The sequence below is a fragment of the Bacillus sp. FSL K6-1366 genome (assembly GCF_037976695.1).
Lineage (GTDB): Bacteria > Bacillota > Bacilli > Bacillales > Bacillaceae > Bacillus > Bacillus subtilis.
On sequence record NZ_CP150268.1, the window covers coordinates 3,649,160 to 3,672,345 of the forward strand.

Genomic DNA, 23,186 nt, shown 5'->3' on the forward strand with positions numbered 1-23,186 from the left:
GCAAATATTGAATGTAAAAATGCGCTTTTTTCTAAGAAAAAAAGCGCATTTTTAACCTGCATTATACAGATCTTGCCTTCTTTTTCGGCTGTTCTTGAAATGCTTCCTGAACATTCACTTCCACAGCCTGGGCACTGTATTTTGGCAGTGCAATAAAATAAAAAATAAAAACGATCAGGATGATAACACCCATGCCGTAATAAAGATAATCAATGTTTGAAACGAACTTAGGGAATAACAGCGCAACTAAGCCGAGTGTCAAAGACTGTGCAAACATCATAAAAGGGTCCTGCATGCCGCTTACACGTCCCATCAGTTTTGGATGAACAATTTTGGGCATCCAGCCTCCGATTGCAATGTTGATCGGTCCGATGCACATTCCCAGTGCAAAAGCTGCCGCGTAATACACCCATAAAATATTGGTGTAGCCGAGGACGAAGATCAGCAAACCTGCAATGAAAATCGGTATCGACATTAAAAAGTGCGGCTTCACTGTTTTAGAGATGATCGTGCCGATTACGCTGCCTGCCAGCAGCCCAAACCCGAGTGCGATCGTAAATACAGACGTATGCCACTCATAACGGTCAGGCGCCAATCCATATTTCATTGTAAACATCGGCAATACGGCGAATCCTCCATTGACAAATCCAAAAATAAAGAAGCCAAAAATAAGAGATGCCAGCAATTTGTTTTTTAAAATATAGAGGATGCCTTCTCTAAAGTCATTTATTGAATCCTTAACAGAAGTCTTTCTCCAGCTGAATGCACCGTTTGGCTGTCGGGCTTCTTTTGGAATCCGGCAGCTGCGGATGAGCAGCCCGGAAATGATAAAGCTGACAAAATCAAGAATAATGGCGCCTTCAATACCGATGGTGTTGTACATAAATGCGCCTATACCGACTCCAAACACCATAAAAATGCTAAAAAGCATCTGATTAAGCCCTGCCGCTTTCGCATAATGCTCCTTCGGCAGAATGGCTTGTACCAAACTGTTTTCTGCCGGAAAGAAAAACTTTGTTACAGCGCTTCTGATAAATAAGATACAAAAAACAAGAGGAATATTGCCGGTAAATAAAGTGAAAAAAAGCACGACAGTCAGGCCTGCTCTGATCCAATCACAATTTTCTGCCACCTTTTTTCTGTCAAACCGGTCCGCGACGACTCCCACGATCAGAAATACAAATATGGTCGGAAGAGAATACATCAGCTCCGCCAAGGTCGTATATGAAGGCTGGCTACTGAATCGGTCCAGCAAAAAAAAAGCAAAGGCCATGTTGCCTACTGTCGTGCCCATTTGAGAAGCGAGTGCTGCGAAAAATAGACGAACAAAATTACGATTTTTAAATATATCCATAAAAACGCTCCTTACCCTAAAGGTCCCACTTTATCATATTATAAACCGCCTGTTTTTGAAACAAATAAGAAAACATTACCGGTTAATCGTGACTCTCGTTCCGTTTGGCACAATTGAAGCAAGTTCGATCACGTCTTTGTTATGCATGCGAATGCAGCCTTTAGAAACAGCCTTACCAATCGAAGCGGGATTATTCGTCCCATGTATTCCGTAGTGCTGCTTTGAAAGGCTCAGCCAATAAGCGCCAAATGGGCCGCCGGGATTGCGCTGGCGGTTAATAATGTAAAACTCGCCAGTAGGCGTTTGCGTTAGTATTTTACCAACGGCGATGGGATAGGTTTTCATTACCCGATTATTTAGGAACAGCGTAAGGGTCTTCGCTCCGATTGAGACTGCGATATGATACGGAATTGTATAAGGGTCCGGCAGTCCGGGGATGACTATGGACTGTCCTGCGGTGAGCCCTGCCTGCAGTGACGGATTAGCCTGGAGTAATGCAGCCGTGCTGATTCTGAAATCAGCCGCGATGCTGTTCAGTGTATCACCTTGCTTCACCTGGTACGTAAGCAGTTTCCTCATCCTCCTTTTTTACTTATAAGTATTGATGAGGAGCCCATCCTGCTACATTAATTTGTGCTTTTTAAGGTGAAGACAGTGATTTCAGGCTTGGCCAGAAACCGTAAAGGCAGCCTGGTCATCCCGAGGCCTCGGTTTACGTAAATATGAGTGCTGCCCGTTTGATACATTCCCTCTGTGTAGACTTTTCCATATGGAGGCGTAATAATCGGTCCGTAAAAAGGCAGCTGAATCTGGCCGCCGTGTGTATGGCCGGAAAGCTGAAGGTTCACGGGATAATCTGTTGTTTTCAAGGCCGCATCAGGTTCATGGACGAGAAGAATGGAAAAAAGTCTGTCGCTCAGCCTTGAAAGGGTGCCTTCATAATCTGGGTTTCCCAGCATTAAGTCATCAAGCGAAGCAATCTCGATTTTGCTGCCATCTGCGAGTGACAATGTTTGATAGCCATTGCGATATACCGTGAAACCCCCGGCCGTCATCAGGCTTTTGTAAACGGCAGTTCCATAGCCTCCGTGATCATGATTGCCGTAAATACAAAGCTTGCCGAAGGGAGCATTAAGCTTTCTCAATAATGGAATGACTGCCTGGTGGTGCTGGTACGTATCAGGATTATCGATAATATCACCTGTAAAAACAATGAGATCAGGTTTAGATTCATTAATTGTAAGAATGACAGTTTTTAAATCTTCGAGAGTAAAGTAATCACTCAAGTGTGCATCGCTGAACTGCACGATTTTAAAACCGTCAAATCCGTGCGGGATGAGAGAGCTTTTTATTGTGTGTTCGGTTGTCTCGATCATATGCGGCTCGAGATACCTGGCATAGCCATATCCCCCGCCGGCCGTTAAAGCCCCGGCAGCAAGAGCGCCGAACATTCCTTTTAGAAATTGTCTTCTGGACATCTTTTTCATTTCAAACCAACCTTTAATAGAGTTTTTCTATTATATCATCTGTATCTGATAAAAATCTCATATGAGCATGTGCTGACAGAGGCAGGGATATAATGATAGAATATTATTGAATGAATACTCATTCACAATTGGAGGGATAAACATGGAAAAAAAGGCGGTAATTATTACCGGCGGGTCAAGCGGCATGGGAAAAGCGATGGCAAAAAAACAGGCTGAATTAGGGTGGCACGTTATGGTGACAGGGAGGAACCATGAGGCACTTGAGGAAACAAAAAAAGAAATTCAGACCTTTGAGGGACAGGTCGCTTGTTTTCAAATGGATGTCCGTTCCGATTCTGCCGCTTCAGACATGATTAAAGAAGCGGTAAAAGCCTTTGGCCGGCTTGACGCGCTGATTAACAACGCGGCCGGAAACTTTATTTGTCCGGCAGAAAAGCTGACGCCCAATGGATGGAAAGCCGTTATTGAGATTGTTTTAAACGGCACATTTTTTTGCAGCCAAGCAGCGGCAAGGCATTGGATTGACCAGAAGCAGCAGGGTGTCATTTTAAATATGGCAGCCACGTACGCTTGGGGAGCGGGAGCGGGGGTCGTTCATTCCGCTGCAGCCAAAGCGGGGGTATTGTCATTGACAAGAACGCTGGCCGTTGAATGGGGGAGCAAATACGGCATTCGTACAAACGCGATAGCCCCCGGACCGATTGAACGAACAGGCGGTGCGGAGAAGCTATTTGAATCGGAAAAAGCGATGGCCCGCACGATGAACAGTGTGCCGCTCGGCCGATTGGGCACACCGGAGGAAATCGCCGCTTTGGCAGCGTTTTTGCTTTCTGATGAAGCATCCTATATAAACGGGGATTGTATCACAATGGACGGGGGGCAATGGCTGAATCCTTATCCGTTTTAAAGAATATTAATCTTTGGATTCAATGTGGTATAATCAGACAAAGATAGAGAAGCAGGTGATAACATGTTGGATCCACTTGATATTTTAACGAACATTGATGATGTCCTTCCATATTACCAGGCGATTTTTAGTGCCGAGGAGCAGAAGGTTGTCGGATATGAGGTGCTTGGACGAATTTTGGCAGATTCAGAAATCCAAAGTCTCGGGCCCTTCTTTTTAGATGCGGGGATACCCGAAGAATATAAATTAGAGGTTGATAACAGAATTATCCGCCAGGCTCTTGACCGCTTTTTAGAGTCGGATTCTGATCTGCTGATTTTTATGAATCAGGATGCCAATCTGCTGATGCTGGATCATGGTGAAAGCTTTCTGGAGCTTCTGAAAGAATATGAAGAGAAGGGAATCGAACTCCACCGTTTTGTTCTTGAAATTACAGAGCACAATTTTGAAGGGGATATTGAGCAGCTCTACCATATGCTTGCATACTATCGTACGTACGGAATTAAAATCGCAGTTGACAACATCGGAAAAGAAAGCAGCAACTTGGACAGAATCGCGCTGCTCTCACCAGATCTGTTAAAAATCGATTTGCAGGCGCTGAAAGTGTCACAGCCGTCACCGTCATATGAGCATGTGCTGTACAGCATATCTTTATTAGCAAGAAAAATCGGTGCGGCGCTATTGTATGAAGACATTGAGGCGAACTTCCAGCTTCAGTACGCCTGGAGAAACGGAGGCCGTTATTTTCAGGGCTATTACTTGGTGTCTCCATCTGAAACGTTTCTAGAGAGAGATGTATTGAAACAAAGACTTAAAACTGAATTTCACCAATTTATCACACATGAGAAAAAGAAACTGGAGACCGTCTATGAGCACTCTGAACAGTTTTACAAACGAGTGCATCAGGCTGTGACCTCTTTGAGAAAAAACAATCTGTCTTCTGATGATGACTTTATTAAAAAGCTGGCGGAAGAGCTGACAGATTGCAGCTTCAGGATTTACATGTGTGATGAAGAAGGCGATCAGCTGACGGGAAATGTGTTTAAGCAAGATGGAGAATGGATTTATCAGCCGGAATATGCGGAAAAGAACTGGAGCTGGCGCCCTTATTTTCTGGAGAACATTATGAGAATGAGAAATCTCAGAAAAGGTTTTTTCAGTGATCTGTACAGTGATTTGGAAACAGGTGAAATGATCAGAACGTTTTCATATCCGATGGATGATCAGATGTATTTATTTATAGACTTGCCTTATTCTTATTTATATGAGCAGGACGGACTGATTTAACGGCTGAAAGGCCGTTTTTTTATGAATTGAAAAAAATATCAAAAAACGATTGACATTGATACTGAGAATCATTATCATTTAATTATAGAGAGAAGCTACTCTCTGTTCCCCAACCCCTCTATCAGATCAAGATCCGAAAAAACTTGGCGCTACCCCCGCCAAGTTTTTTATTTGTCAAAGCATAGGACAATCCAATGAAACAATAAACCTAACTAGTGGTAAACGTTTAACACGGGGAGAAACATTGAGTGCCGAACACCCCTGACACTGCTGCACGGGTGTTCAGTTCCGTTGTTTACCTCTATCCAGCATGACTCCCATTGATTATGGCCACGCGGGACTTCACCATAAAATTCAAAAGAAGGTTTTGACAAAGTTGCAAAAAGGCATTCTTAATGCTGCCAAAGATTCGAAAAAAATTATAATTGTGTGCATGACATTCAAAAAAAGCCTCAAACTAAAGAAAAATCGTTTTTTTCACTTTTTTTCTTTGCTTAAATTCAGCAGTGAAAATGCCATCCTGTCCGACTTTATGGTATGATGCTCAATAGAACTTGTATTATAATAAATACTTGTTGATTTGAAGTTGCTTTTTGAAAGGAGTCTTTTTTTAGAATGTCACAATTAATGGGTATCATCACACGGCTGCAAAGTCTGCAAGAAACAGCGGAAGCGGCTAACGAGCCAATGCAGCGCTATTTCGAAGTGAATGGTGAGAAAATATGCAGTGTTAAATATTTCGAAAAAAATCAAACGTTTGAACTGACGGTTTTCCAAAAAGGTGAAAAACCTAACACATATCCGTTTGATAATATCGACATGGTTTCCATCGAAATCTTTGAACTTCTTCAGTAAGATTCCTGAAATAGGGGGGAACAAGCTTCCGCCTTTGCAAAAGTAATCGAAATAAACGGTAAGGAACATACTTGTTTCATGGTTGTAAATCCTTGAAAAGGAGTGTCGTGATGGCTGATTCTTTTCTGTTTTATAATCTTTCAGAAGCACAGATGACCTTTCAAGATGTGATGGAACGGCTTAAAGCCTTTGTTCAAAAGGACCCCCGTTCTTCTTATGTGTTATCGATCGGAACCGATTCACAGGTTTACCGCGATTACACAAAGTTTATTACCGCATTGCATTTGCATCGTACAGGCAAGGGAGCTTGGGGCTGCTTGAAAAATCATACAGTCGACAGACCCATACATAGCCTTCGGGAGAAGATTTCGTTAGAAACGGCGTACAGCCAAGAAACGGCCGCTCATATTCTTGATGGACACTTAATGGATATTACCGATCTGCTCCTGCCCTTTACCGGTGAGGGGGCGGATCTTACCTTTGAAGTTCACTTGGATATTGGGAAAAAAGGGCTTACAAAAGATCTGATCCAAGAAATGACTGGACGTATTACCTCCATGGGGATTGAGGCCAAAATAAAGCCGGATTCATACACTGCCTTCAGCTATGCAAATCGTTTCACAAAATAATTTGGCTGAAAAAGCCAAGGTAAATGTCGAATTATGCGGTTGACGTTTGTTATCTGATTACTTATTCTAGCGGTAGAGCTGAAAGTAAGTTGTCTTGCTTTCAGAGGTATTCAGTATAAAACAGGGGGCCTGATTGCGAATGAGTCTTATCGGTGAACGATTTACAGAAGAAGAACAAAAACTTCTGCTGAATATCCTGATCAACCATGAGTATGCCATCGAGCTATTAAGCAGTGAGATCAACGATATAGAGACAGGGACCAAAAACGTTGACGGAACCACCTACAAAAAACTTGTAACGCTATACGACCGATTTCGATTTGAAAATTAATGGGACACCCTATAATTGATACTCCACAAAGAGTATCTTTTTTATTGAAAGGAAACTTTTCGACAAATACTGATAAAGTTTATATTATTGCAATATAGGGAATGTATTGATGATGAAAATGAAAAGGGGTCGAAAACATGATAAGCTTACAATCAGATCAACTTCTTGAGGCAACAGTCGGACAATTTATGATTGAGGCGGACAAAGTAGCGCACGTGCAAGTCGGAAATAACCTTGAGCACGCATTATTAGTATTGACAAAAACCGGATACACTGCCATCCCGGTTCTGGATCCTTCCTACCGTTTACATGGCTTAATCGGGACAAATATGATCATGAACAGTATTTTTGGACTTGAGCGAATTGAGTTTGAAAAGCTTGACCAAATCACTGTTGAGGAAGTCATGCTGACCGACATTCCGCGCCTTCATATCAATGATCCGATTATGAAGGGATTCGGCATGGTCATTAATAACGGATTTGTCTGTGTTGAAAATGACGAGCAGGTATTTGAAGGGATTTTTACGAGAAGAGTCGTTTTAAAGGAATTGAATAAGCATATACGCTCGTTGAATAAGTAGGCTGTACGGCCTATTTTTATTATATAGGCAGAGTGAAAAAAGAAAGCGCATACATAATTTAAACGAGAATAGGGCTTGAATAAGAAACTAAGATTTTATTAGAATGGGAGATAAGAAAAACTTATTGATAACAAAAAGGAGGACGACATGCAGCTTCAAGAGCTTCATATGCTCGTAGTTTTAGCTGAGGAATTAAATATGAGAAAGGCGGCAGAACGGCTTTTTGTATCTCAGCCGGCTTTATCTCAGCGCTTACAAACCATTGAAAAGGCGTGGGGAACAAAAATCTTTTTAAGATCTCAAAAAGGATTAACGGTAACGCCCGCCGGTGAGAAAATCATTCAGTTTGCGAATGATGTGACATTAGAGCAGGAAAGAATAAGAGAAAATATTGACGAGCTTGAAGGTGAAATTCACGGCACATTGAAGCTTGCCGTCGCCTCCATAATCGGTCAGCATTGGCTCCCTAAAGTCCTGAAGACGTATGTGGAAAAGTATCCGAATGCAAAGATCTCGCTCATAACCGGGTGGAGCAGCGAAATGCTGAAAAGCTTGTATGAGGATCAGGTTCATATCGGCATTATAAGAGGCAACCCTGAGTGGAAGGGGCGCAAAGATTACTTAATGACAGATCATCTGTATTTAGTGGATACTGAAATTTCCTGCATCGGAGATATTGCCCATACAGAACGGCCGTTTATCCAGTTTAAAAGTGATAGCACTTATTTTCAGGAAATTCAGCACTGGTGGCATCAAAAATTTAAAACGTCGCCGAAACAGACGATATTGGTTGATCAGATTGAAACGTGCAAACAGATGGCGCTGCACGGAATCGGTTATGCCATTTTGCCGTCTGTTACCCTTCAAAATGAAGATAAAGTGAATAAAATGCCTCTTTTAGACATGAAAGGGCATCCGATCGGTCGGGATACATGGTTATTAGGCTATGAGCCTGCCTTTGAACTGAAACAAGTTCAAGCTTTTGTACAAGTGATAAAGGATATGCTGGATCAGGAAAATCCATTTTAAAGACAGCGAGGTGCTGTCTTTTTTTTATTTATCTGTTGACGATGAAAATCATTATCATTTAAAGTGATACATATGATATTGAAAATCATTATCAACTAATGGGGTGATAACATGGCTAAAGCCTTGATTACATATGCCAGCATGTCAGGAAATACAGAAGACATTGCCTTCATAATAAAAGATACGCTTCAGGAATATGAGTTGGATATCGATTGTGTCGAGATAGATGATATGGATGCGTCTTGTTTAACCTCCTATGATTATGTACTGATTGGCACCTATACATGGGGGGACGGCGATTTGCCCTACGAAGTGGAGGATTTTTTCGAAGAGGTCAAACAGATTCAGCTTAATGGTTTAAAAACAGCCTGCTTCGGGTCTGGCGATTATTCTTATCCAAAGTTTTGCGAAGCGGTGAATTTGTTCAATGTCATGCTGCAAGAGGCGGGAGCTGCTGTTTACCAGGAAACACTAAAAATTGAATTAGCGCCTGAAACAGATGAAGATGTGGAAAGCTGCCGAGCGTTTGCGAGAGGTTTTCTTGCATGGGCAGATTATATGAACAAGGAAAAAATCCATGTTTCATAAAGGGGCAACCGCTGTTACGGCATCGGCGTTTTCTGGATATTTTGTGGCGGTACAAGGAGAAGGCATTTTTCATTACTCTTTGGAGCAGGGCTGGAGAAAGCTTTTTCGTTTGAAAAGTAAGATACACTGTATCAGCTACATAGGGCCTTACTTATTTGGCGTTGGTGAAAAGGGAACAGTCATTCGTTCGGCTGATGAAGGGAAAACCTGGACGATGTCGAGCTTTCCGACAAATGCAACAGTGTGGGCGATTACCGGCAGAAACAACGGGTTTGTCTGCGCCCACGGTAAGCATTGTATTTATGTATCGGATGATTTTGGTGTCTCATGGCGCGTAGCCAAACCTTTTGCCGAATTTCATAATCCCCCTGTTATCCGGTCGTTATGCCTTCACGGGGGCAATCTTTTTATCGGCACGCAAATACACGAATATTTTGGCGGCATTTGGGCTTACGACATTAAGCGTGACACTGTCCAAGTTGTCAAAAAAGAAAAAAACCGGATGACGGCATCCATGCTCGTGTTCAATGAAAATTGGCTGGTGGCGGGGATGGGTTCTGTGAAAGGAAAGCACGGTGCTGTCGCTGTAAGGAATCTTTTGAATGGTGAAGAATTCACCATACAATCCAGTATGATCAGAAATGAAGAATCATTTCTTGATCTTTCAGAGGATGATGGCATTATATATGTCACTACAACACAAGATGAAAATGGTTTTTCGAGAATTTACCAGGTTGATCTCGAAGCCCGGTCGTTAAAATGGTTCGATACCATTAAGGGACATGGATGGAGAGTGGCCAATCAGAAAGAGAATTTCTTTTGCGCAGGCTTGTATGAATGTAAATTTGTCCAGCCGTACGAAGTTTCAGCAATGATTCATTAGAGGAGGAACAAGGAATTGGCGAAGATTTTGCTCGTTTATGCAACAATGTCAGGCAACACTGAAGCTATGGCAGATTTGATTGAAAAGGGGCTTCAGGAGGCGTTAGCAGAAGTAGACCGTTTCGAAGCAATGGATATTGATGATGCCCAGCTGTTTACCGATTATGACCATGTCATAATGGGAACCTACACGTGGGGAGACGGAGATCTGCCTGATGAATTTTTAGATCTTGTTGAAGACATGGAGGAGATTGATTTTTCCGGCAAAACATGCGCTGTATTCGGTTCCGGTGATACAGCATATGAATTTTTCTGCGGAGCGGTTGATACGCTAGAGGCAAAAATAAAAGAACGCGGTGGAGACATTGTGCTGCCTTCGGTAAAAATCGAAAATAATCCAGAAGGTGAAGAAGAGGAAGAATTAATAAACTTCGGGAGACAATTCGCAAAGAAAAGCGGGTGCGCTGTCTGATCACTCACTGGGAACTGCTAAAACGGCTGTTCCTTTTTTTCTTGTCTTTGTATCTTTCCTTTGATACAGTAATGAGGTAGAAAATCAGGAGGAGGACTATACATATGAAAATGATGGACGCAAATGAAATTATTTCATTTATTCAAAATAGTACAAAATCTACACCTGTAAAGGTTTACGTGAAAGGTGAGCTGGAAGGAATCAATTTCGGTGAATCTGCGAAAGCTTTTATCAATGGAAACACTGGTGTCGTTTTCGGTGAATGGAGCGAAATCCAAACAGCAATCGAAGAAAACCAAAGCAAAATCGAAGACTATGTGGTTGAAAATGACCGCCGCAATTCTGCGATCCCAATGCTTGATCTTAAAAACATCAAAGCGCGTATCGAGCCGGGCGCGATCATCCGCGACCAAGTTGAAATCGGTGATAACGCAGTCATCATGATGGGTGCTTCTATTAATATCGGTTCAGTCATCGGCGAAGGCACAATGATTGATATGAACGTTGTGCTTGGCGGACGAGCTACTGTTGGAAAAAACTGCCATATCGGCGCGGGTTCTGTACTTGCGGGCGTTATTGAGCCGCCATCCGCTAAACCGGTTGTGATTGAAGACGACGTCGTAATCGGCGCAAATGCTGTTGTGCTTGAAGGTGTAACAGTAGGTAAAGGAGCTGTTGTTGCTGCGGGAGCGATCGTGGTAAACGACGTTGAGCCATACACTGTCGTTGCAGGCACACCAGCTAAAAAAATCAAAGACATTGATGAAAAAACAAAAGGCAAAACTGAAATCAAGCAGGAATTACGCCAGCTGTAAGGAAAAGTTTGATAAAAAAGGCGTGGATAATATATCCACGCCTTATTCGTATAGGCAGGAGGAATAGAAATGAAGATAGAGGAGCTCATCGCAATTCGCAGAGATCTGCATCGTATACCGGAGCTTGGATTTCAGGAGTTCAAAACCCAGCAGTATTTATTAAATATCTTGGAACAATATCCGCAAGACAGAATTGAAATTGAGAAATGGCGAACAGGGCTTTTTGTAAAAGTGAACGGGACGGCGCCGGAAAAAATGCTGGCGTACAGAGCCGATATCGATGCGCTTTCTATAGAAGAGCAAACTGGTCTTCCATTCGCATCAGAGCATCACGGCAACATGCACGCCTGCGGTCACGATTTGCATATGACGATTGCACTCGGCATTATTGATCATTTTGTTCACCACCCAGTCAAACATGATTTGCTTTTTCTGTTTCAGCCGGCAGAGGAAGGGCCTGGCGGTGCGGAACCAATGCTTGAGAGCGATGTATTAAAAAAGTGGCAGCCTGATTTCATCACTGCGCTTCATATTGCTCCAGAGCTTCCGGTAGGCACCATTGCGACAAAAAGCGGCCTTCTATTTGCGAATACATCAGAGCTAGTCATCGATCTGGAAGGCAAAGGGGGACATGCGGCATATCCGCATTTGGCTGAGGATATGGTTGTAGCAGCAAGTACACTTGTCACCCAGCTGCAAACGATTATCTCTAGAAACACAGATCCGCTAGACAGTGCTGTTATTACAGTTGGTACCATTACCGGAGGCTCGGCACAAAATATCATTGCAGAAACGGCCCACCTGGAAGGCACGATCCGCACGCTTTCTGAAGAATCGATGAAACAAGTAAAGGAACGGATTGAAGATGTAGTGAAAGGAATCGAAATCGGATTCCGCTGCAAAGGAAAAGTGACATATCCGTCTGTATATCACCAAGTTTACAATACGAGCGGATTAACAGAAGAATTTATGTCTTTTGTTGCTGAACATCAACTGGCGACAGTAATTGAAGCAAAAGAAGCAATGACTGGAGAGGATTTTGGCTACATGCTGAAAAAATATCCCGGCTTCATGTTCTGGCTCGGCGCTGATTCTGAACATGGGCTTCATCATGCTAAGCTGAATCCCGATGAAAATGCGATAGAAACAGCGGTTAATGTCATGACAGGTTATTTTTCTGTTTATGCCAATTAAGCACAAATGAAAGAATAAAATTCCATAAAATGAGCACTCTAGTAAACGGAGGTGTTCAAAAATGGCTAAAAAAATAGGAATTGAACAATCATTATCAGATGTAGAAGCTGCTTTAAAAGAAAAAGGATATGACGTTGTAATGATGAAAAGCCCTGCTGATGCTCAAGGCTGTGACTGCTGTGTCGTAACAGGTCTTGATAATAATGTGCAAGGGATAGCCGATACGGTAACACAAGCACCTGTCATTACAGCTTCCGGGATGACGGCTGAAGAAATTTGCAGCGAAGTTGAAAGCAGAATTCAGTAATATAAAAACCGAAGCAAAAAGCTTCGGTTCTTTTATTTATTCTGTTTCTTTAGGGAAAGCGCGGTCGAACGCGTTCTTTATTTCCTTTCTCAACACTCGTTCGACTCGCCACTGTTCCATATTTTCTGTTTTGGCAATGACCCTGATTACAATTTCAGAAGTCCCCAGTTCTTGAATCCCGATGACATTTGGGCCTTCTTTTATTTGTGGAAGAGCCGCTGCCGTCTCATCACAAACCTGCTGTAAAATATGAATCATTTCATCAATGTTTCTTTCAGCCGGCACTTTAATATCAACAAGAGCCTGCATGGTACCACGAGAATGATTACTCACGTTTGTGATGTTTCTGTTGGGGATGTAATGCAATGTTCCGTCAAAGCTGCGGATTTGAGTTGTTCTTAAGCCAACCTGCTCGACAATTCCATCAAAGGTGGAAACGGTAATATAGTCTCCGACATCCAATTGTTTCTCAAGCAAAATAAAAAAACCTGTCACGATGTCACTGACAAGCCCTTGGGCGCCAAATCCGACAGCCAGGCCGACGATTCCTGCCCCCGCTAAAAGAGCGCTTGGATCATAATGAAACAAATCTAGAACCATGACGAAAAATATGAAAATCAATGTATAAGCAAATATGTTAAGAGTCAGGCTTCGGAGCGTATGTGCACGTCCGATAGACAAGCTATTCTGCTCCTCGAATTTTGCAAACAGATGTTTAATGATTTTCATGCCTAATGATCGAACGATAAAATAGAGCAATATCATAATGGCGAGTTTAATGAGCAGAACACCGGCATTTGTAATCAGTCCCGCCCAATCATATTGTTTAATAAAGTCCATGTTGAGCTCCTTTTCTAATTGATTGCTGCACATTGAGACTAGTTACCCTGTACATGACCATGTTAAACGTTTTATTCAAAAATGTCGAAGCCAAAGACATACATGATTTGTTAAAAATTGACTCAGGAAATCTGCTTTTATATAATGGCATTGCAATATAACTAAAAATGGTTAATCACCCTTTATTTTCATGCGATTTTGACCTTTAAGCCAAACAATAAATTGGAGGGATACATATGGCAGAACGTATGGTAGGTAAACAAGCTCCTCGTTTTGAAATGGAAGCAGTCCTTGCAAGCAAAGAATTCGGCAAAGTAAGTCTTGAGGAAAACATGAAAAACGACAAATGGACAGTGCTGTTCTTCTATCCAATGGACTTCACTTTTGTTTGTCCGACAGAAATTACAGCAATGTCTGACCGCTATGACGAGTTCGAAGATCTTGATGCAGAAGTCATCGGGGTTTCAACTGATACCATCCATACTCATTTAGCTTGGATCAATACAGACCGCAAAGAAAACGGTCTTGGCCAGCTGAAATACCCGCTTGCTGCTGATACAAACCATGAGGTATCCCGGGAATATGGCGTTTTAATCGAAGAAGAAGGTGTGGCTTTGCGCGGATTGTTTATTATTAATCCTGAAGGGGATCTTCAATATCAAACTGTTTTCCATAACAACATTGGGCGTGATGTTGATGAAACGCTTCGTGTTCTCCAGGCGCTGCAAACTGGCGGACTCTGTCCGGCTAACTGGAAACCAGGCCAAAAAACACTTTAATTCTTTCCAAGAACGAAAAGCGGTCTAGCATATTCGTTAGACCACTCTGTTAAATAGGAGGGAAAAAGCAATGAAATTACGTCAGCCCATGCCGGAATTGACGGGAGAAAAAGCTTGGTTAAATGGTGAAGTGACGAGAGGGCAATTGATTGGAGAAAAGCCGACGCTTATTCATTTCTGGTCCATCAGCTGCCACTTGTGCAAAGAAGCGATGCCGCAAGTGAATGAATTTCGTGATAAATATCAAGATCAGCTGAATGTTGTAGCTGTACACATGCCCCGTTCCGAAGATGATCTTGACCTTGGTAAAATTAAAGAAACAGCCGCTGAACACGATATCACTCAGTCGATTTTTGTTGACAGTGACCATGCTTTAACCGATGCATTTGAAAATGAATACGTACCTGCGTATTATGTGTTTGATAAAACAGGACAGCTCCGTCACTTCCAAGCCGGCGGGAGCGGTATGAAAATGCTTGAAAAACGTGTGAACCGCGTTCTGGCTGAAACGGAATAGGTATCTGACTAAATAGTATTTCCTAAAAACCTGATCACATCAGGTTTTTTATTTGTGCAAAAAGCAATGGAAGAAGAGTAAGAAGCTTATTTTTCCAAATTTGGGTATAGGAATTGATGGTTTGTTTGATTGATACGCTAGAAAACACAGCTAATTTTTGATGTTTTTCCTCAATTTTAGATAAATCTCATATCTCATAACTCGAAAATTGTAGATATTACACTAAATTTCTTTAAAGAAGTAAGTAAAATATATATTTTCAACATTATACCAAATAAACTAGAAAGACCCTTGACCCCTTGAGAATAAAGGACTCTTTTGAAAAATAAAACTTTTTCAGAAAATAAGGAATTTTTCATAGAGTAAATATAATAGTAAAATGCTAAAATAATAGTTGATAAAATTACTTTTGTAATCTAATATCTTAATTAAAGATGTTAATTTTGATAGGGGGTACATTGAGGAATGTTTAATGAAAGAGAAGCTTTGCGCTTGCGGTTAGAACAATTAAATGAAGCTGAAGTGAAAGTCATTCGTGAATATCAAATTGAACGTGATAAAATATACGCAAAATTAAGAGAGCTGGACAAAAATGGAAGCCCTTCCGAAATCAAAAAGGATTTCCGTTCTGAAAAAAAACCTGACTCTCTGCCGGTTCTCGCTGAGCTTGCGGCTCAGGAAATCAGAAGCTATCAGCCGCAATCACAGCAGCAGTCTGTTCAGCCTCAGCTTCAATCTATTTCCTCTCTTCCTGCCGGTATACCAGACGGAACAACACGAAGAAGAAGAGGAACGGCAAGACCGGGATCAAAAGCAGCTAAGCTGCGTGAAGCTGCTATTAAAACATTAAAACGCCACAACGCGGCGATTAAGAGCTCGGAGCTTCAAAAAGAGATTGAAAAAGAAAGCGGTCTTGAAATCCCTAATATGACAACATTTATGCAAAGCTTAATTAAAATGTACCCGGAAGTGAAAAAGCCATATCGCGGGCAGTACATTTTAGAGGGTGAAATCGAATCTGCAGAATCAGCAAATGAATAAATATAAAGAAAAACTGCTTGGCATCGCTCAAGCAGTTTTTTTATTGAGGTTTTTTCTGTGAAGGTTTGTTTTCTTTTTCAAGATTAAGCTTATACACCCACTTTTGATAAGGCTTTTCTTCAGCGGCTCTGTTTTTCAGCTCTTCGATTGTATGGCTCTTGGCCTGGTCTGATGATTGGGCGCGGGCAAGCTGTTTTTGAAGCACATGTATCTGTTTGGTGACATCTTCAAGGATAGTCTCTACATGATTTGGCTGCGCGTAGACCGCTGGAGCTTCTTCTTCCGTTTTTTCTTTTTGTTTCGTGCCGCCATCAATATCGGCAAAATGAGAAGCAATCCAGGCATCGCTTTCATCAAGCTGCCGTTTATACGATATAATAGTTTCGTGAAATAATTTTTCTTTCGTTTTTTCTATGTCTAGCAGTCTTTCTTTCGTTTCTATGATTCGATCTTTCATATGATCAACTTCTATTTTAATATGTTTTAGCTGATATTCTTTTTCTACCATTTGCTCTTTTAGACGCCCGTTTTCGGCTTTTATCAATTCGGCTTGCTGTTTTGCCTGAAGCAGTGCATTTTGTTCCTGCTCAATCGAGGCTTGAAGTTCGCTGATCCGTTTATGAAGATTTTTATTTTCTTCTTCGATTTTGACTTTAGCAATATGAAGTTTATGTTTTTCTTCGATTTCGGCTCTGCGTTTATAGGTTTCAGCAGATAGAAGCTCCTGCAAAACAACGATTTTATCAAGCAGTTCAGCTCTTATTTGGTGCAGGGTTTGGCTGGTGTGGGAGGCATGTTTTTCTTTTGTTGACATATGTGTTAATTCGGCAGACAGCTGCTGGAGTTTTTCTTTCATATCGGTATTTTCTTTGAGCAGTTTGTTATTTTTCTGATGGAAGTAGCTTGCTTCAAGTTCAGCAATCAGCTTATGGCACCTTGAAAGCTCGGATTTTAAATAAAGGTTCTCCTGAGACACGTCGTGGAAAAAAGGACCTGATCTTTTCATTCGAACCATCTCCCTCATGATGTTAACACTACAATATGCAAATACTGAACAGCTATTCCTCTTTAATAAACAGACAAGCAGTAGCGTTGAGCCTTTGCTTTTGCTATGCTTTTAACGAAACTAGAGGTGAGATGATATGAAGCATGTAAACGTACTGCTGGCAGGGGGAGCCTCGCGGCGATTTGGAGAACCGAAGGCGTTTGTCAAATGGAAGGGCAGGATGCTTTACGAATGCGCTAAAGAGGCACTTGGAGAACAAACGGTTATCATCAGCCGTCCCGAATTTATTGATAGATTTCAAGAAAACGGTGAAAATGAAGTGTATCAAGATGCTGAGCCATTTCAAGGCATGGGGCCATTGGCTGGTATATATACCGCTTTTAAAAAGACAGACGGTGATCTTTATACTGTTCTTTCCTGTGACACACCGCTGATACAAAGAAGGACGATGCTGGAGCTCAAACGTCTGATGACTGCCGGTGCGGACGCGGTAGTCCCAATTTCAGACGGACAAGTGCAGCCATTGATTGCGATTTACCACAAACGTATCATGCCAGTTCTATACGATCAGCTTTCTGAGAAGAGGTTGAGAATATCAGATTTATTAGGCAGAATTTCGGTTTGTTACGTACAGGCTGAAAATATCGGAGCAAACCCGGCAGAGTTTATCAACATTAATACACGTGATGATTTTAGCTGTTTGGAAGAAAAATCGAACTCCCTCAAGCGGGACTGACGGGGCAATAACATGATAAGATGACATAAAAGATAAGGAGAACAGGTTTGATGGAGGAACGTTATTCACGGCAAATCAGATTTAAGCAAATTGGGGAAGAGGGCCAGAAAAGACTGGCAGACAGCCATGTGCTGATTGTCGGAGCGGGAGCGCTCGGCACTGCAGGAGCTGAAGGGCTTTCGAGAGCGGGAGTCGGTACTATTACCATTATTGACCGTGACTATGTGGAGTGGAGCAATCTTCAAAGGCAGCAGCTTTATACAGAAAGCGATGCCAAACTCCGCATGCCGAAAGCCATGGCTGCCAAAGAGCATCTATCAGCGATTAACAGCGAGATACATATTGAGGCGTATGTTACCGAAGGAACAGCCGAAACGCTTGAGCCGCTGATTGAAAAAGCAGATGTCGTGATCGACGCGACAGATAATTTTGAAACCCGCATGCTGATAAACGATCTTGCCCAGAAAACAAAGACACCTTGGGTCTATGGCGCCTGTGTAAGCAGCCAGGGAATGTTCATGACTGTCATTCCCGGAGAAACCCCTTGTCTGTCTTGTTTGTTTGAGCAAATTCCTGTTGGCGGGGCGACGTGTGATACTGCCGGCATTATTCCGCCTGCTGTGCATATCGTTTCAGCATATCAGCAGGCTGAGGCATTAAAGCTGTTAACCGGCCAAATAGAAGCAATACAGCGGGGTTTTGTGACATTTGATGTCTGGAACAATTCGCATATGAAGATTAACGTTAATCATGTACGCCGTGAGGAATGCCCATCTTGCGGAGCAAATGCGGTATATCCTTATCTTCAGGATTGGAACATACCAAAAGCTGCTGTACTATGCGGCCGTGATACAGTGCAGGTAAGGTCAGAATTATTAAAAAGAATCCCGAAACAGGAGCTCATTAAGCGGCTGAAAACAATCGGCAAGGTCGAGGCTAATGCGTTTTTGCTGCATATTTTTTACGAGGATTTCAGAATTGTCATTTTCAATGACGGACGGGCACTGGTGCATGGAACAAATGATGTGAAAGAAGCCAACTCCGTGTTGGCAAGAGTGATTGGACTGTAACAACAGGAGGGGTCAGAATGCTGGAGAAAAGAACACCGATACCGGTAGACGAGGCAGTTCGGCGTGTCTGCCATTTTCAAAAACAAGGTGAAACAGAATGGGTGGCGCTTGAAGACAGCCTTCATCGGTTTTTAGCCGAAGATATAACTGCGGATCACCACGTACCTGCGTTTGACCGTTCGCCATACGATGGTTTTGCTGTCAGAGCGTGCGATACGGCAGAAGCTTCACGTGAAAACCCAGTTCGGTTTGAAGTTATTGACCATATTGGAGCAGGAGCAGTATCTGAAAAAGAACTTGGCCCGTTTCAGGCCGTGCGGATTATGACTGGCGCGCAAATCCCTGAAGGGGCAGATGCAGTCGTCATGATTGAATTGACTCAAACCTTTGAGGAGAATGGGAAGTCATTTATGTCTTTAAAACGCCGCTTTCAGACGGGGGATAATATTTCAAAAACAGGTGAGGACGCTCAAAAAGGGAGTGTTTTACTGACAAAGGGCACCCGGGTGACACCAGGAGTGACGGCTCTTTTGGCAACATTCGGATACGCATCTGTGCCTGTCGTGAGAAAGCCTGTAGTCGGGATTATCGCAACTGGTACCGAATTGCTGAATGTCAGTGATCCGCTGGAACCGGGAAAAATCCGCAACAGCAATGCGAGTATGGTATATGCGCAAGCGATAGAAGCAGGCGCAACACCGCTTTATTTAGGGAAAATCTCTGATGAACTGGATAAAAGCTTTGCTGCAGTTAAAGAAGCGATGAAAAAGGTGGATTTCCTGATCACAACTGGCGGTGTGTCAGTCGGTGACTTTGACTTTTTGCCTGCGATCTATGAAAAACTCGGAGCGGACGTGCTGTTTAATAAAGTTGCCATGCGCCCGGGCAGCGTGACAACGGTGGCGCATGCAAATGATATGCTGCTGTTTGGCCTTTCTGGTAATCCGTCGGCATGCTATGTCGGTTTTGAACTGTTTGTCAAACCGATAATCCAGACATGGCTGCTCAATGAAACACCGCATTCAATTTGTGCGGAAGCTGTTTTGACCAAGGATTTTCCGAAGCCGAACCCATTTACCCGATTTGTTCGTGCGCTCGTGCACCATCAGGAAGGGAAGCTGTTGGCGACACCCGTTGGCTTAGATAAGTCGAGCTCTGTCACATCACTTGCAGATGCCAATGCATTTATTATCCTGCCGGGCGGCACGCGAGGCTACGAATCTGGCAGAACGGTTCAAGTGCTGCTCATCAGAGAAGAGAATGGAAGTGAATGGCCTTGGTCCGTCCTTTCCCGATCGTCCAAGTTGTAGGATTTCAAAACAGCGGGAAAACAACGTTTATTGAGCGCATTCTTGAAAAAGCCTCTGAACAGGGAGTCCATTTGGGCTGCCTGAAGCACCATGGTCACGGCGGTGAACCGCAAACGCTCACGGAAGGAAAAGACACGGACCGTTACAAGGCGGCAGGTGCTGATGTAACAGCGGTAGAAGGTGCTGGTGTGTTACAGCTGACTGCCCGCCGCAATTGGGATTTGGCACGGCTGGTCGAGTTATACCAATTTCTCGAAACAGACTGTCTTCTGATTGAAGGCTTTAAAAAAGCCCCTTATCCTAAAGTGGTTATCCTAAGTGAAAAGGAAGATCTGGAAGCGCTGCAAGCAGTAAATATAATCGCCATCATCTATAGAAAAAAAGAGCATATGACAGAGCATCAGGGATTACCCGTTTTTCATGCGGATGATCCGGTTGCCGTGGATTTTGTGCTTTCACAGCTGAAGGGGGAATCTGCATAATGGAACGGTTTGAGATTACGAAAACACCCATTAATACTGAAGACATCATTAAAAAAGTGGAGAAACGGGAAGCAGGAGCCATTACGACATTTATTGGTACGGTTCGGGAATGGACAAACGGAAAAAGAACGGTTCGGCTTGAATATGAGGCATATGAACCGATGGCCGTGCAAATGCTTGCTCAAATCGGCGCTGAAATCGAAGAAAAATGGGAAGGTGCCTCAGCTGCGATCACGCACCGTATAGGTGTGCTCGATATCGGTGAAGCAGCGGTAGTGATTGCTGTATCTTCTCCCCATCGAAAAGCCGCATATGAAGCCAATGAGTATGCGATTGAACGCATTAAACAGATTGTGCCGATTTGGAAAAAAGAAATTTGGGAAGACGGTGAGCAATGGATCGGTGACCAGCTAGAAACAACAGCTTATCCGAACGGAAAACCAGACCTAAGCGAGGGAGAGCAGCATGATTAAAATTCTTTTATTTGCAGGACTGGCTGAACAGGCCGGTACACAAGCAATAGAAATAGATATGGAACAAGCAACCACAGATGAAATAAAAGCGAGTCTAAAAGAACAATACGGTCTTGAATCTATTGATACGGCTATGATTGCCGTTAACGAAAGCTATGTGAAAGAAAATACCTCTGTATCTTCAGGTGACACGGTAGCCATCATACCGCCGGTCAGCGGGGGATGAAAACCGGACGGCATTTCAGCCGTCCGGTTTTCTGTATTTCATTGGCATATCCCTAAGTATCCTCAGCATACAATGATTTTCTGTAAGCGGCGTTTATTCTACATATGTTACTCCCTATAAAGTAAGAGACTCACTCCATAATTAGACTGAAATTTTGAAAAATAATAGAAATTTATTTCGGGTATCGATATAGTGAAGATGATAAATGTTGGAAAGGTGCTGGATATGGAGACATTTAAAAGATTAAAAATGTATTATTGGCCGTACAGAAAAGTGTTTATGTGGTCGCTTCTAGCCATGCTTTTGATGACTGCAATTACTGTCGTTTATCCGATTATCCTGCAAATTACGATTGATGAGATCGTGCTGGGACGGCAGTATCAGCTTGCGGCGTGGGTCAGCTTAGGATTTATTGCGGTAATGGTTTTGAAAGGAATGGCTACCTTTTTTCATCAGTATTTAGGTGATATGTTCGGGATCAAATCCGTTTATCGGCTGAGAAATGGGCTGTATGAAAAACTGCAGCGGCTTTCTTTTTCTTACTATGATAACGCGAAAACAGGAGATTTGATGTCCAGGCTGACTGCTGATGTTGAAGGGCTTCGTTTTTTCTTATCATACGGTCTCGCTGAGCTCATTCGATTCGGCCTGCTGGTAGCCATCAGCCTGTCGGTTATGTTTTACTATTCTGTTCCTCTCACGCTTGTGACAATAGCTGTTCTGCCATTTCTCGCGGTTGCGGTATACCGGTTTGACAAAAGAGTCCATCCCGCCTTCAGAGGCATCCGCAAATCGTTTGCGAAACTCAATACAAAAGTCCAGGAAAATATCAGCGGCATTAATACGGTTAAATCTCTTTCAAGGGAAGATTTTCAGATCAGCACTTTCAATAAAGCCAATGCAGAATACAGGGCGCAGTATTTACAAACATCATCCATCTGGTCTGCGTATTTCCCTTTAATGGAGTTCATTGGTAACATTTGTATTGTAGCTCTTCTCTCATACGGCGGTTACTTGGTTATGCAAAATCAGCTCAATCCCGGCGAGCTTGTTGCTTTCTTCAGCCTTGTCAATTATATGATGTGGCCCATTATGAACTTAGGTTTTGTCATCAATATGTTCTCTCAAGCAAAAGCGTCAGGGGAACGCCTGCTCGACATTCTGGAAAAAGAAGAAGACATTACAGATCATCCTCATGCTTTGCATAAACAAAAATTAATCGGAGATGTCCATTTCAAAAATGTTTCTCTTGCATACGGAAAAGAACAAACAAACGCGCTGTGCAATGTAAGCTTTGAGGCAAACAGCGGGATGGTAATCGGACTGTTGGGCCCGACAGGTTCAGGCAAAAGCTCAGTGACACAGCTTCTCACCAGATTTTACAGTCCTGTTAGCGGAATGATTACCATTGATCACAAACCAATCACAGATTATTCGTTAAAAACCCTTCGTTCCAATATCGGGGTCGTACTTCAAGAATCCTTCCTGTTTTCATCTACGATTAGATCAAATATTTCGTATGGGCGGCCGGATGCCTCAATGGAAGACGTCATCGAAGCGGCAAAAAGGGCGCAGGCTCATAACTTTATTATGGAGCTTCCTGATGGGTATGACACCATGCTGGGAGAGAGGGGAATGGGGCTTTCCGGCGGACAGAAACAGCGTATTGCCATTGCGAGAGCCATCTGCTTGAACCCGAGCATTTTGATATTGGATGATGCCACAAGTGCAGTAGATATGCAAACGGAGCACAGCATACAGCTTGCCTTAAAAGAAGTCATGAAAAACCGCACAACCTTTATCGTCGCTCACCGCATTTCTTCACTGAAACACGCCGATGAAATTCTCGTTTTTAATAAAGGACGCATTCGTGAAAGGGGAACACATCATGAGCTTCTTGAAAAAGGCAGCTACTATAAAAAGATTTACGATTTGCAATACCGTGATGTCAAAATGATTAATGAGCCGCATGAGGTCGGATAGGGAGG

The 23,186-nt window shown here is 42.8% G+C and carries 28 protein-coding genes; 23 read left to right on the forward strand and 5 right to left on the reverse strand.

The features are described from left to right. Positions 1-61: 61 nt before the first annotated feature. The 3 genes from MHI44_RS19160 to MHI44_RS19170 all read right to left on the reverse strand — a co-directional run bounded on the left by MHI44_RS19160 (position 62) and on the right by MHI44_RS19170 (position 2,841). Positions 62-1,354 (reverse strand): MFS transporter, encoded by a 1,293-nt coding sequence (locus MHI44_RS19160; RefSeq protein ID WP_339202537.1) that lies wholly within the window; start codon positions 1,352-1,354, stop codon positions 62-64. 75 nt (positions 1,355-1,429) lie between these two features. Then, positions 1,430-1,924: a L,D-transpeptidase family protein gene (locus MHI44_RS19165; protein WP_072174092.1), complete on the reverse strand. Its 495-nt coding sequence runs from the start codon at positions 1,922-1,924 to the stop codon at positions 1,430-1,432. Between the two features lie 56 nt (positions 1,925-1,980). Continuing rightward, complete coding sequence (locus MHI44_RS19170; RefSeq protein WP_003232400.1) at positions 1,981-2,841, reverse strand: metallophosphoesterase; 861 nt, start codon at positions 2,839-2,841, stop codon at positions 1,981-1,983. 142 nt (positions 2,842-2,983) lie between these two features. Here MHI44_RS19170 and fadH point away from each other — a divergent pair, with 142 nt between their 5' ends. The 13 genes from fadH to MHI44_RS19235 all read left to right on the forward strand — a co-directional run bounded on the left by fadH (position 2,984) and on the right by MHI44_RS19235 (position 12,718). Beyond that, complete coding sequence (gene fadH / locus MHI44_RS19175; RefSeq protein WP_003232398.1) at positions 2,984-3,748, forward strand: 2,4-dienoyl-CoA reductase; 765 nt, start codon at positions 2,984-2,986, stop codon at positions 3,746-3,748. 63 nt (positions 3,749-3,811) lie between these two features. Continuing rightward, a complete protein-coding gene (locus MHI44_RS19180) occupies positions 3,812-5,035 on the forward strand; it encodes an EAL-associated domain-containing protein (RefSeq protein ID WP_212060948.1) in 1,224 nt (407 codons plus the stop codon). Between the two features lie 615 nt (positions 5,036-5,650). Next, entirely contained in the window at positions 5,651-5,890 is a 240-nt protein-coding gene (locus MHI44_RS19185; protein WP_003218671.1) for a DUF1797 family protein, read from the forward strand. A 110-nt stretch (positions 5,891-6,000) separates the two neighbouring features. Further along, the gene (locus MHI44_RS19190) at positions 6,001-6,519 is read left to right on the forward strand and encodes a ribonuclease H-like YkuK family protein (protein WP_003232389.1); all 519 of its coding nucleotides are present in this window, start codon (positions 6,001-6,003) and stop codon (positions 6,517-6,519) included. Between the two features lie 133 nt (positions 6,520-6,652). Further along, complete coding sequence (gene abbA, locus MHI44_RS19195) at positions 6,653-6,850, forward strand: AbrB antirepressor AbbA (protein WP_010886502.1); 198 nt, start codon at positions 6,653-6,655, stop codon at positions 6,848-6,850. A gap of 137 nt (positions 6,851-6,987) precedes the next feature. Further along, positions 6,988-7,431, forward strand: a complete 444-nt coding sequence (cbpB, locus tag MHI44_RS19200; RefSeq protein ID WP_003218674.1) for a cyclic-di-AMP-binding protein CbpB — start codon at positions 6,988-6,990, stop codon at positions 7,429-7,431. A 147-nt stretch (positions 7,432-7,578) separates the two neighbouring features. After that, positions 7,579-8,460 (forward strand): transcriptional regulator CcpC, encoded by an 882-nt coding sequence (gene ccpC / locus MHI44_RS19205; RefSeq protein ID WP_339202538.1) that lies wholly within the window; start codon positions 7,579-7,581, stop codon positions 8,458-8,460. Positions 8,461-8,571: 111 nt separating this feature from the next. Continuing rightward, the gene (locus MHI44_RS19210) at positions 8,572-9,048 is read left to right on the forward strand and encodes a flavodoxin (RefSeq protein ID WP_339202539.1); all 477 of its coding nucleotides are present in this window, start codon (positions 8,572-8,574) and stop codon (positions 9,046-9,048) included. Beyond that, positions 9,038-9,931: an exo-alpha-sialidase gene (locus tag MHI44_RS19215; RefSeq protein ID WP_339202540.1), complete on the forward strand. Its 894-nt coding sequence runs from the start codon at positions 9,038-9,040 to the stop codon at positions 9,929-9,931. The genes MHI44_RS19210 and MHI44_RS19215 overlap by 11 nt, the downstream gene beginning before the upstream one ends. A gap of 15 nt (positions 9,932-9,946) precedes the next feature. Beyond that, the gene (locus MHI44_RS19220; protein WP_003245242.1) at positions 9,947-10,402 is read left to right on the forward strand and encodes a flavodoxin; all 456 of its coding nucleotides are present in this window, start codon (positions 9,947-9,949) and stop codon (positions 10,400-10,402) included. A gap of 104 nt (positions 10,403-10,506) precedes the next feature. Next, on the forward strand, positions 10,507-11,217 hold the full coding sequence (dapD, locus tag MHI44_RS19225; RefSeq protein ID WP_003218680.1) for a 2,3,4,5-tetrahydropyridine-2,6-dicarboxylate N-acetyltransferase: 711 nt from the start codon (positions 10,507-10,509) through the stop codon (positions 11,215-11,217). 69 nt (positions 11,218-11,286) lie between these two features. Further along, a complete protein-coding gene (locus MHI44_RS19230) occupies positions 11,287-12,411 on the forward strand; it encodes an N-acetyldiaminopimelate deacetylase (protein WP_119899295.1) in 1,125 nt (374 codons plus the stop codon). Positions 12,412-12,472: 61 nt separating this feature from the next. Beyond that, the gene (locus tag MHI44_RS19235) at positions 12,473-12,718 is read left to right on the forward strand and encodes a YkuS family protein (RefSeq protein WP_003232382.1); all 246 of its coding nucleotides are present in this window, start codon (positions 12,473-12,475) and stop codon (positions 12,716-12,718) included. A 36-nt stretch (positions 12,719-12,754) separates the two neighbouring features. Here the strand turns inward: MHI44_RS19235 and mscT are convergent, their stop codons facing one another. Further along, complete coding sequence (gene mscT, locus MHI44_RS19240; RefSeq protein WP_003244994.1) at positions 12,755-13,558, reverse strand: small-conductance mechanosensitive channel protein MscT; 804 nt, start codon at positions 13,556-13,558, stop codon at positions 12,755-12,757. Positions 13,559-13,794: 236 nt separating this feature from the next. On the opposite strand from mscT, the gene ahpA reads away from it, so the two are divergent. From ahpA to rok, 3 genes are all read left to right on the forward strand, one after another. Further along, entirely contained in the window at positions 13,795-14,337 is a 543-nt protein-coding gene (ahpA, locus tag MHI44_RS19245) for a biofilm-specific peroxidase AhpA (RefSeq protein WP_339202541.1), read from the forward strand. Between the two features lie 70 nt (positions 14,338-14,407). Then, positions 14,408-14,854 carry a TlpA disulfide reductase family protein gene (gene ykuV / locus MHI44_RS19250; protein ID WP_213385270.1) on the forward strand — a complete coding sequence of 149 codons (447 nt, stop codon included), beginning with the start codon at positions 14,408-14,410 and terminating at the stop codon, positions 14,852-14,854. A gap of 465 nt (positions 14,855-15,319) precedes the next feature. Then, positions 15,320-15,895, forward strand: coding sequence for a transcriptional regulator Rok (gene rok, locus MHI44_RS19255; protein WP_339202542.1), 576 nt, complete (start codon positions 15,320-15,322; stop codon positions 15,893-15,895). Between the two features lie 40 nt (positions 15,896-15,935). Here rok and cse15 read toward each other — a convergent pair whose 3' ends face one another. Beyond that, positions 15,936-16,901, reverse strand: coding sequence for a spore protein Cse15 (gene cse15, locus MHI44_RS19260; RefSeq protein WP_029317734.1), 966 nt, complete (start codon positions 16,899-16,901; stop codon positions 15,936-15,938). Between the two features lie 136 nt (positions 16,902-17,037). Between cse15 and MHI44_RS19265 the strand changes: the two genes are divergently transcribed. From MHI44_RS19265 to MHI44_RS19295, 7 genes are all read left to right on the forward strand, one after another. Continuing rightward, on the forward strand, positions 17,038-17,637 hold the full coding sequence (locus tag MHI44_RS19265; RefSeq protein WP_014479670.1) for a molybdenum cofactor guanylyltransferase: 600 nt from the start codon (positions 17,038-17,040) through the stop codon (positions 17,635-17,637). Between the two features lie 50 nt (positions 17,638-17,687). Further along, positions 17,688-18,707 carry a molybdopterin-synthase adenylyltransferase MoeB gene (locus MHI44_RS19270; protein WP_339202543.1) on the forward strand — a complete coding sequence of 340 codons (1,020 nt, stop codon included), beginning with the start codon at positions 17,688-17,690 and terminating at the stop codon, positions 18,705-18,707. 17 nt (positions 18,708-18,724) lie between these two features. Beyond that, positions 18,725-20,017 (forward strand): gephyrin-like molybdotransferase Glp, encoded by a 1,293-nt coding sequence (gene glp, locus MHI44_RS19275; RefSeq protein ID WP_029317736.1) that lies wholly within the window; start codon positions 18,725-18,727, stop codon positions 20,015-20,017. Then, positions 19,978-20,499: a molybdopterin-guanine dinucleotide biosynthesis protein B gene (gene mobB / locus MHI44_RS19280; RefSeq protein ID WP_029725925.1), complete on the forward strand. Its 522-nt coding sequence runs from the start codon at positions 19,978-19,980 to the stop codon at positions 20,497-20,499. Before glp ends, mobB begins: the two co-directional genes overlap by 40 nt. Continuing rightward, positions 20,499-20,972, forward strand: a complete 474-nt coding sequence (locus MHI44_RS19285) for a molybdenum cofactor biosynthesis protein MoaE (protein ID WP_015715811.1) — start codon at positions 20,499-20,501, stop codon at positions 20,970-20,972. Before mobB ends, MHI44_RS19285 begins: the two co-directional genes overlap by 1 nt. Beyond that, positions 20,965-21,198: a molybdopterin converting factor subunit 1 gene (gene moaD / locus MHI44_RS19290; RefSeq protein WP_003232366.1), complete on the forward strand. Its 234-nt coding sequence runs from the start codon at positions 20,965-20,967 to the stop codon at positions 21,196-21,198. The genes MHI44_RS19285 and moaD overlap by 8 nt, the downstream gene beginning before the upstream one ends. 225 nt (positions 21,199-21,423) lie before the next feature. Continuing rightward, positions 21,424-23,181 carry an ABC transporter ATP-binding protein gene (locus MHI44_RS19295; RefSeq protein WP_339203588.1) on the forward strand — a complete coding sequence of 586 codons (1,758 nt, stop codon included), beginning with the start codon at positions 21,424-21,426 and terminating at the stop codon, positions 23,179-23,181. The last annotated feature ends 5 nt before the right edge of the window (positions 23,182-23,186 follow it).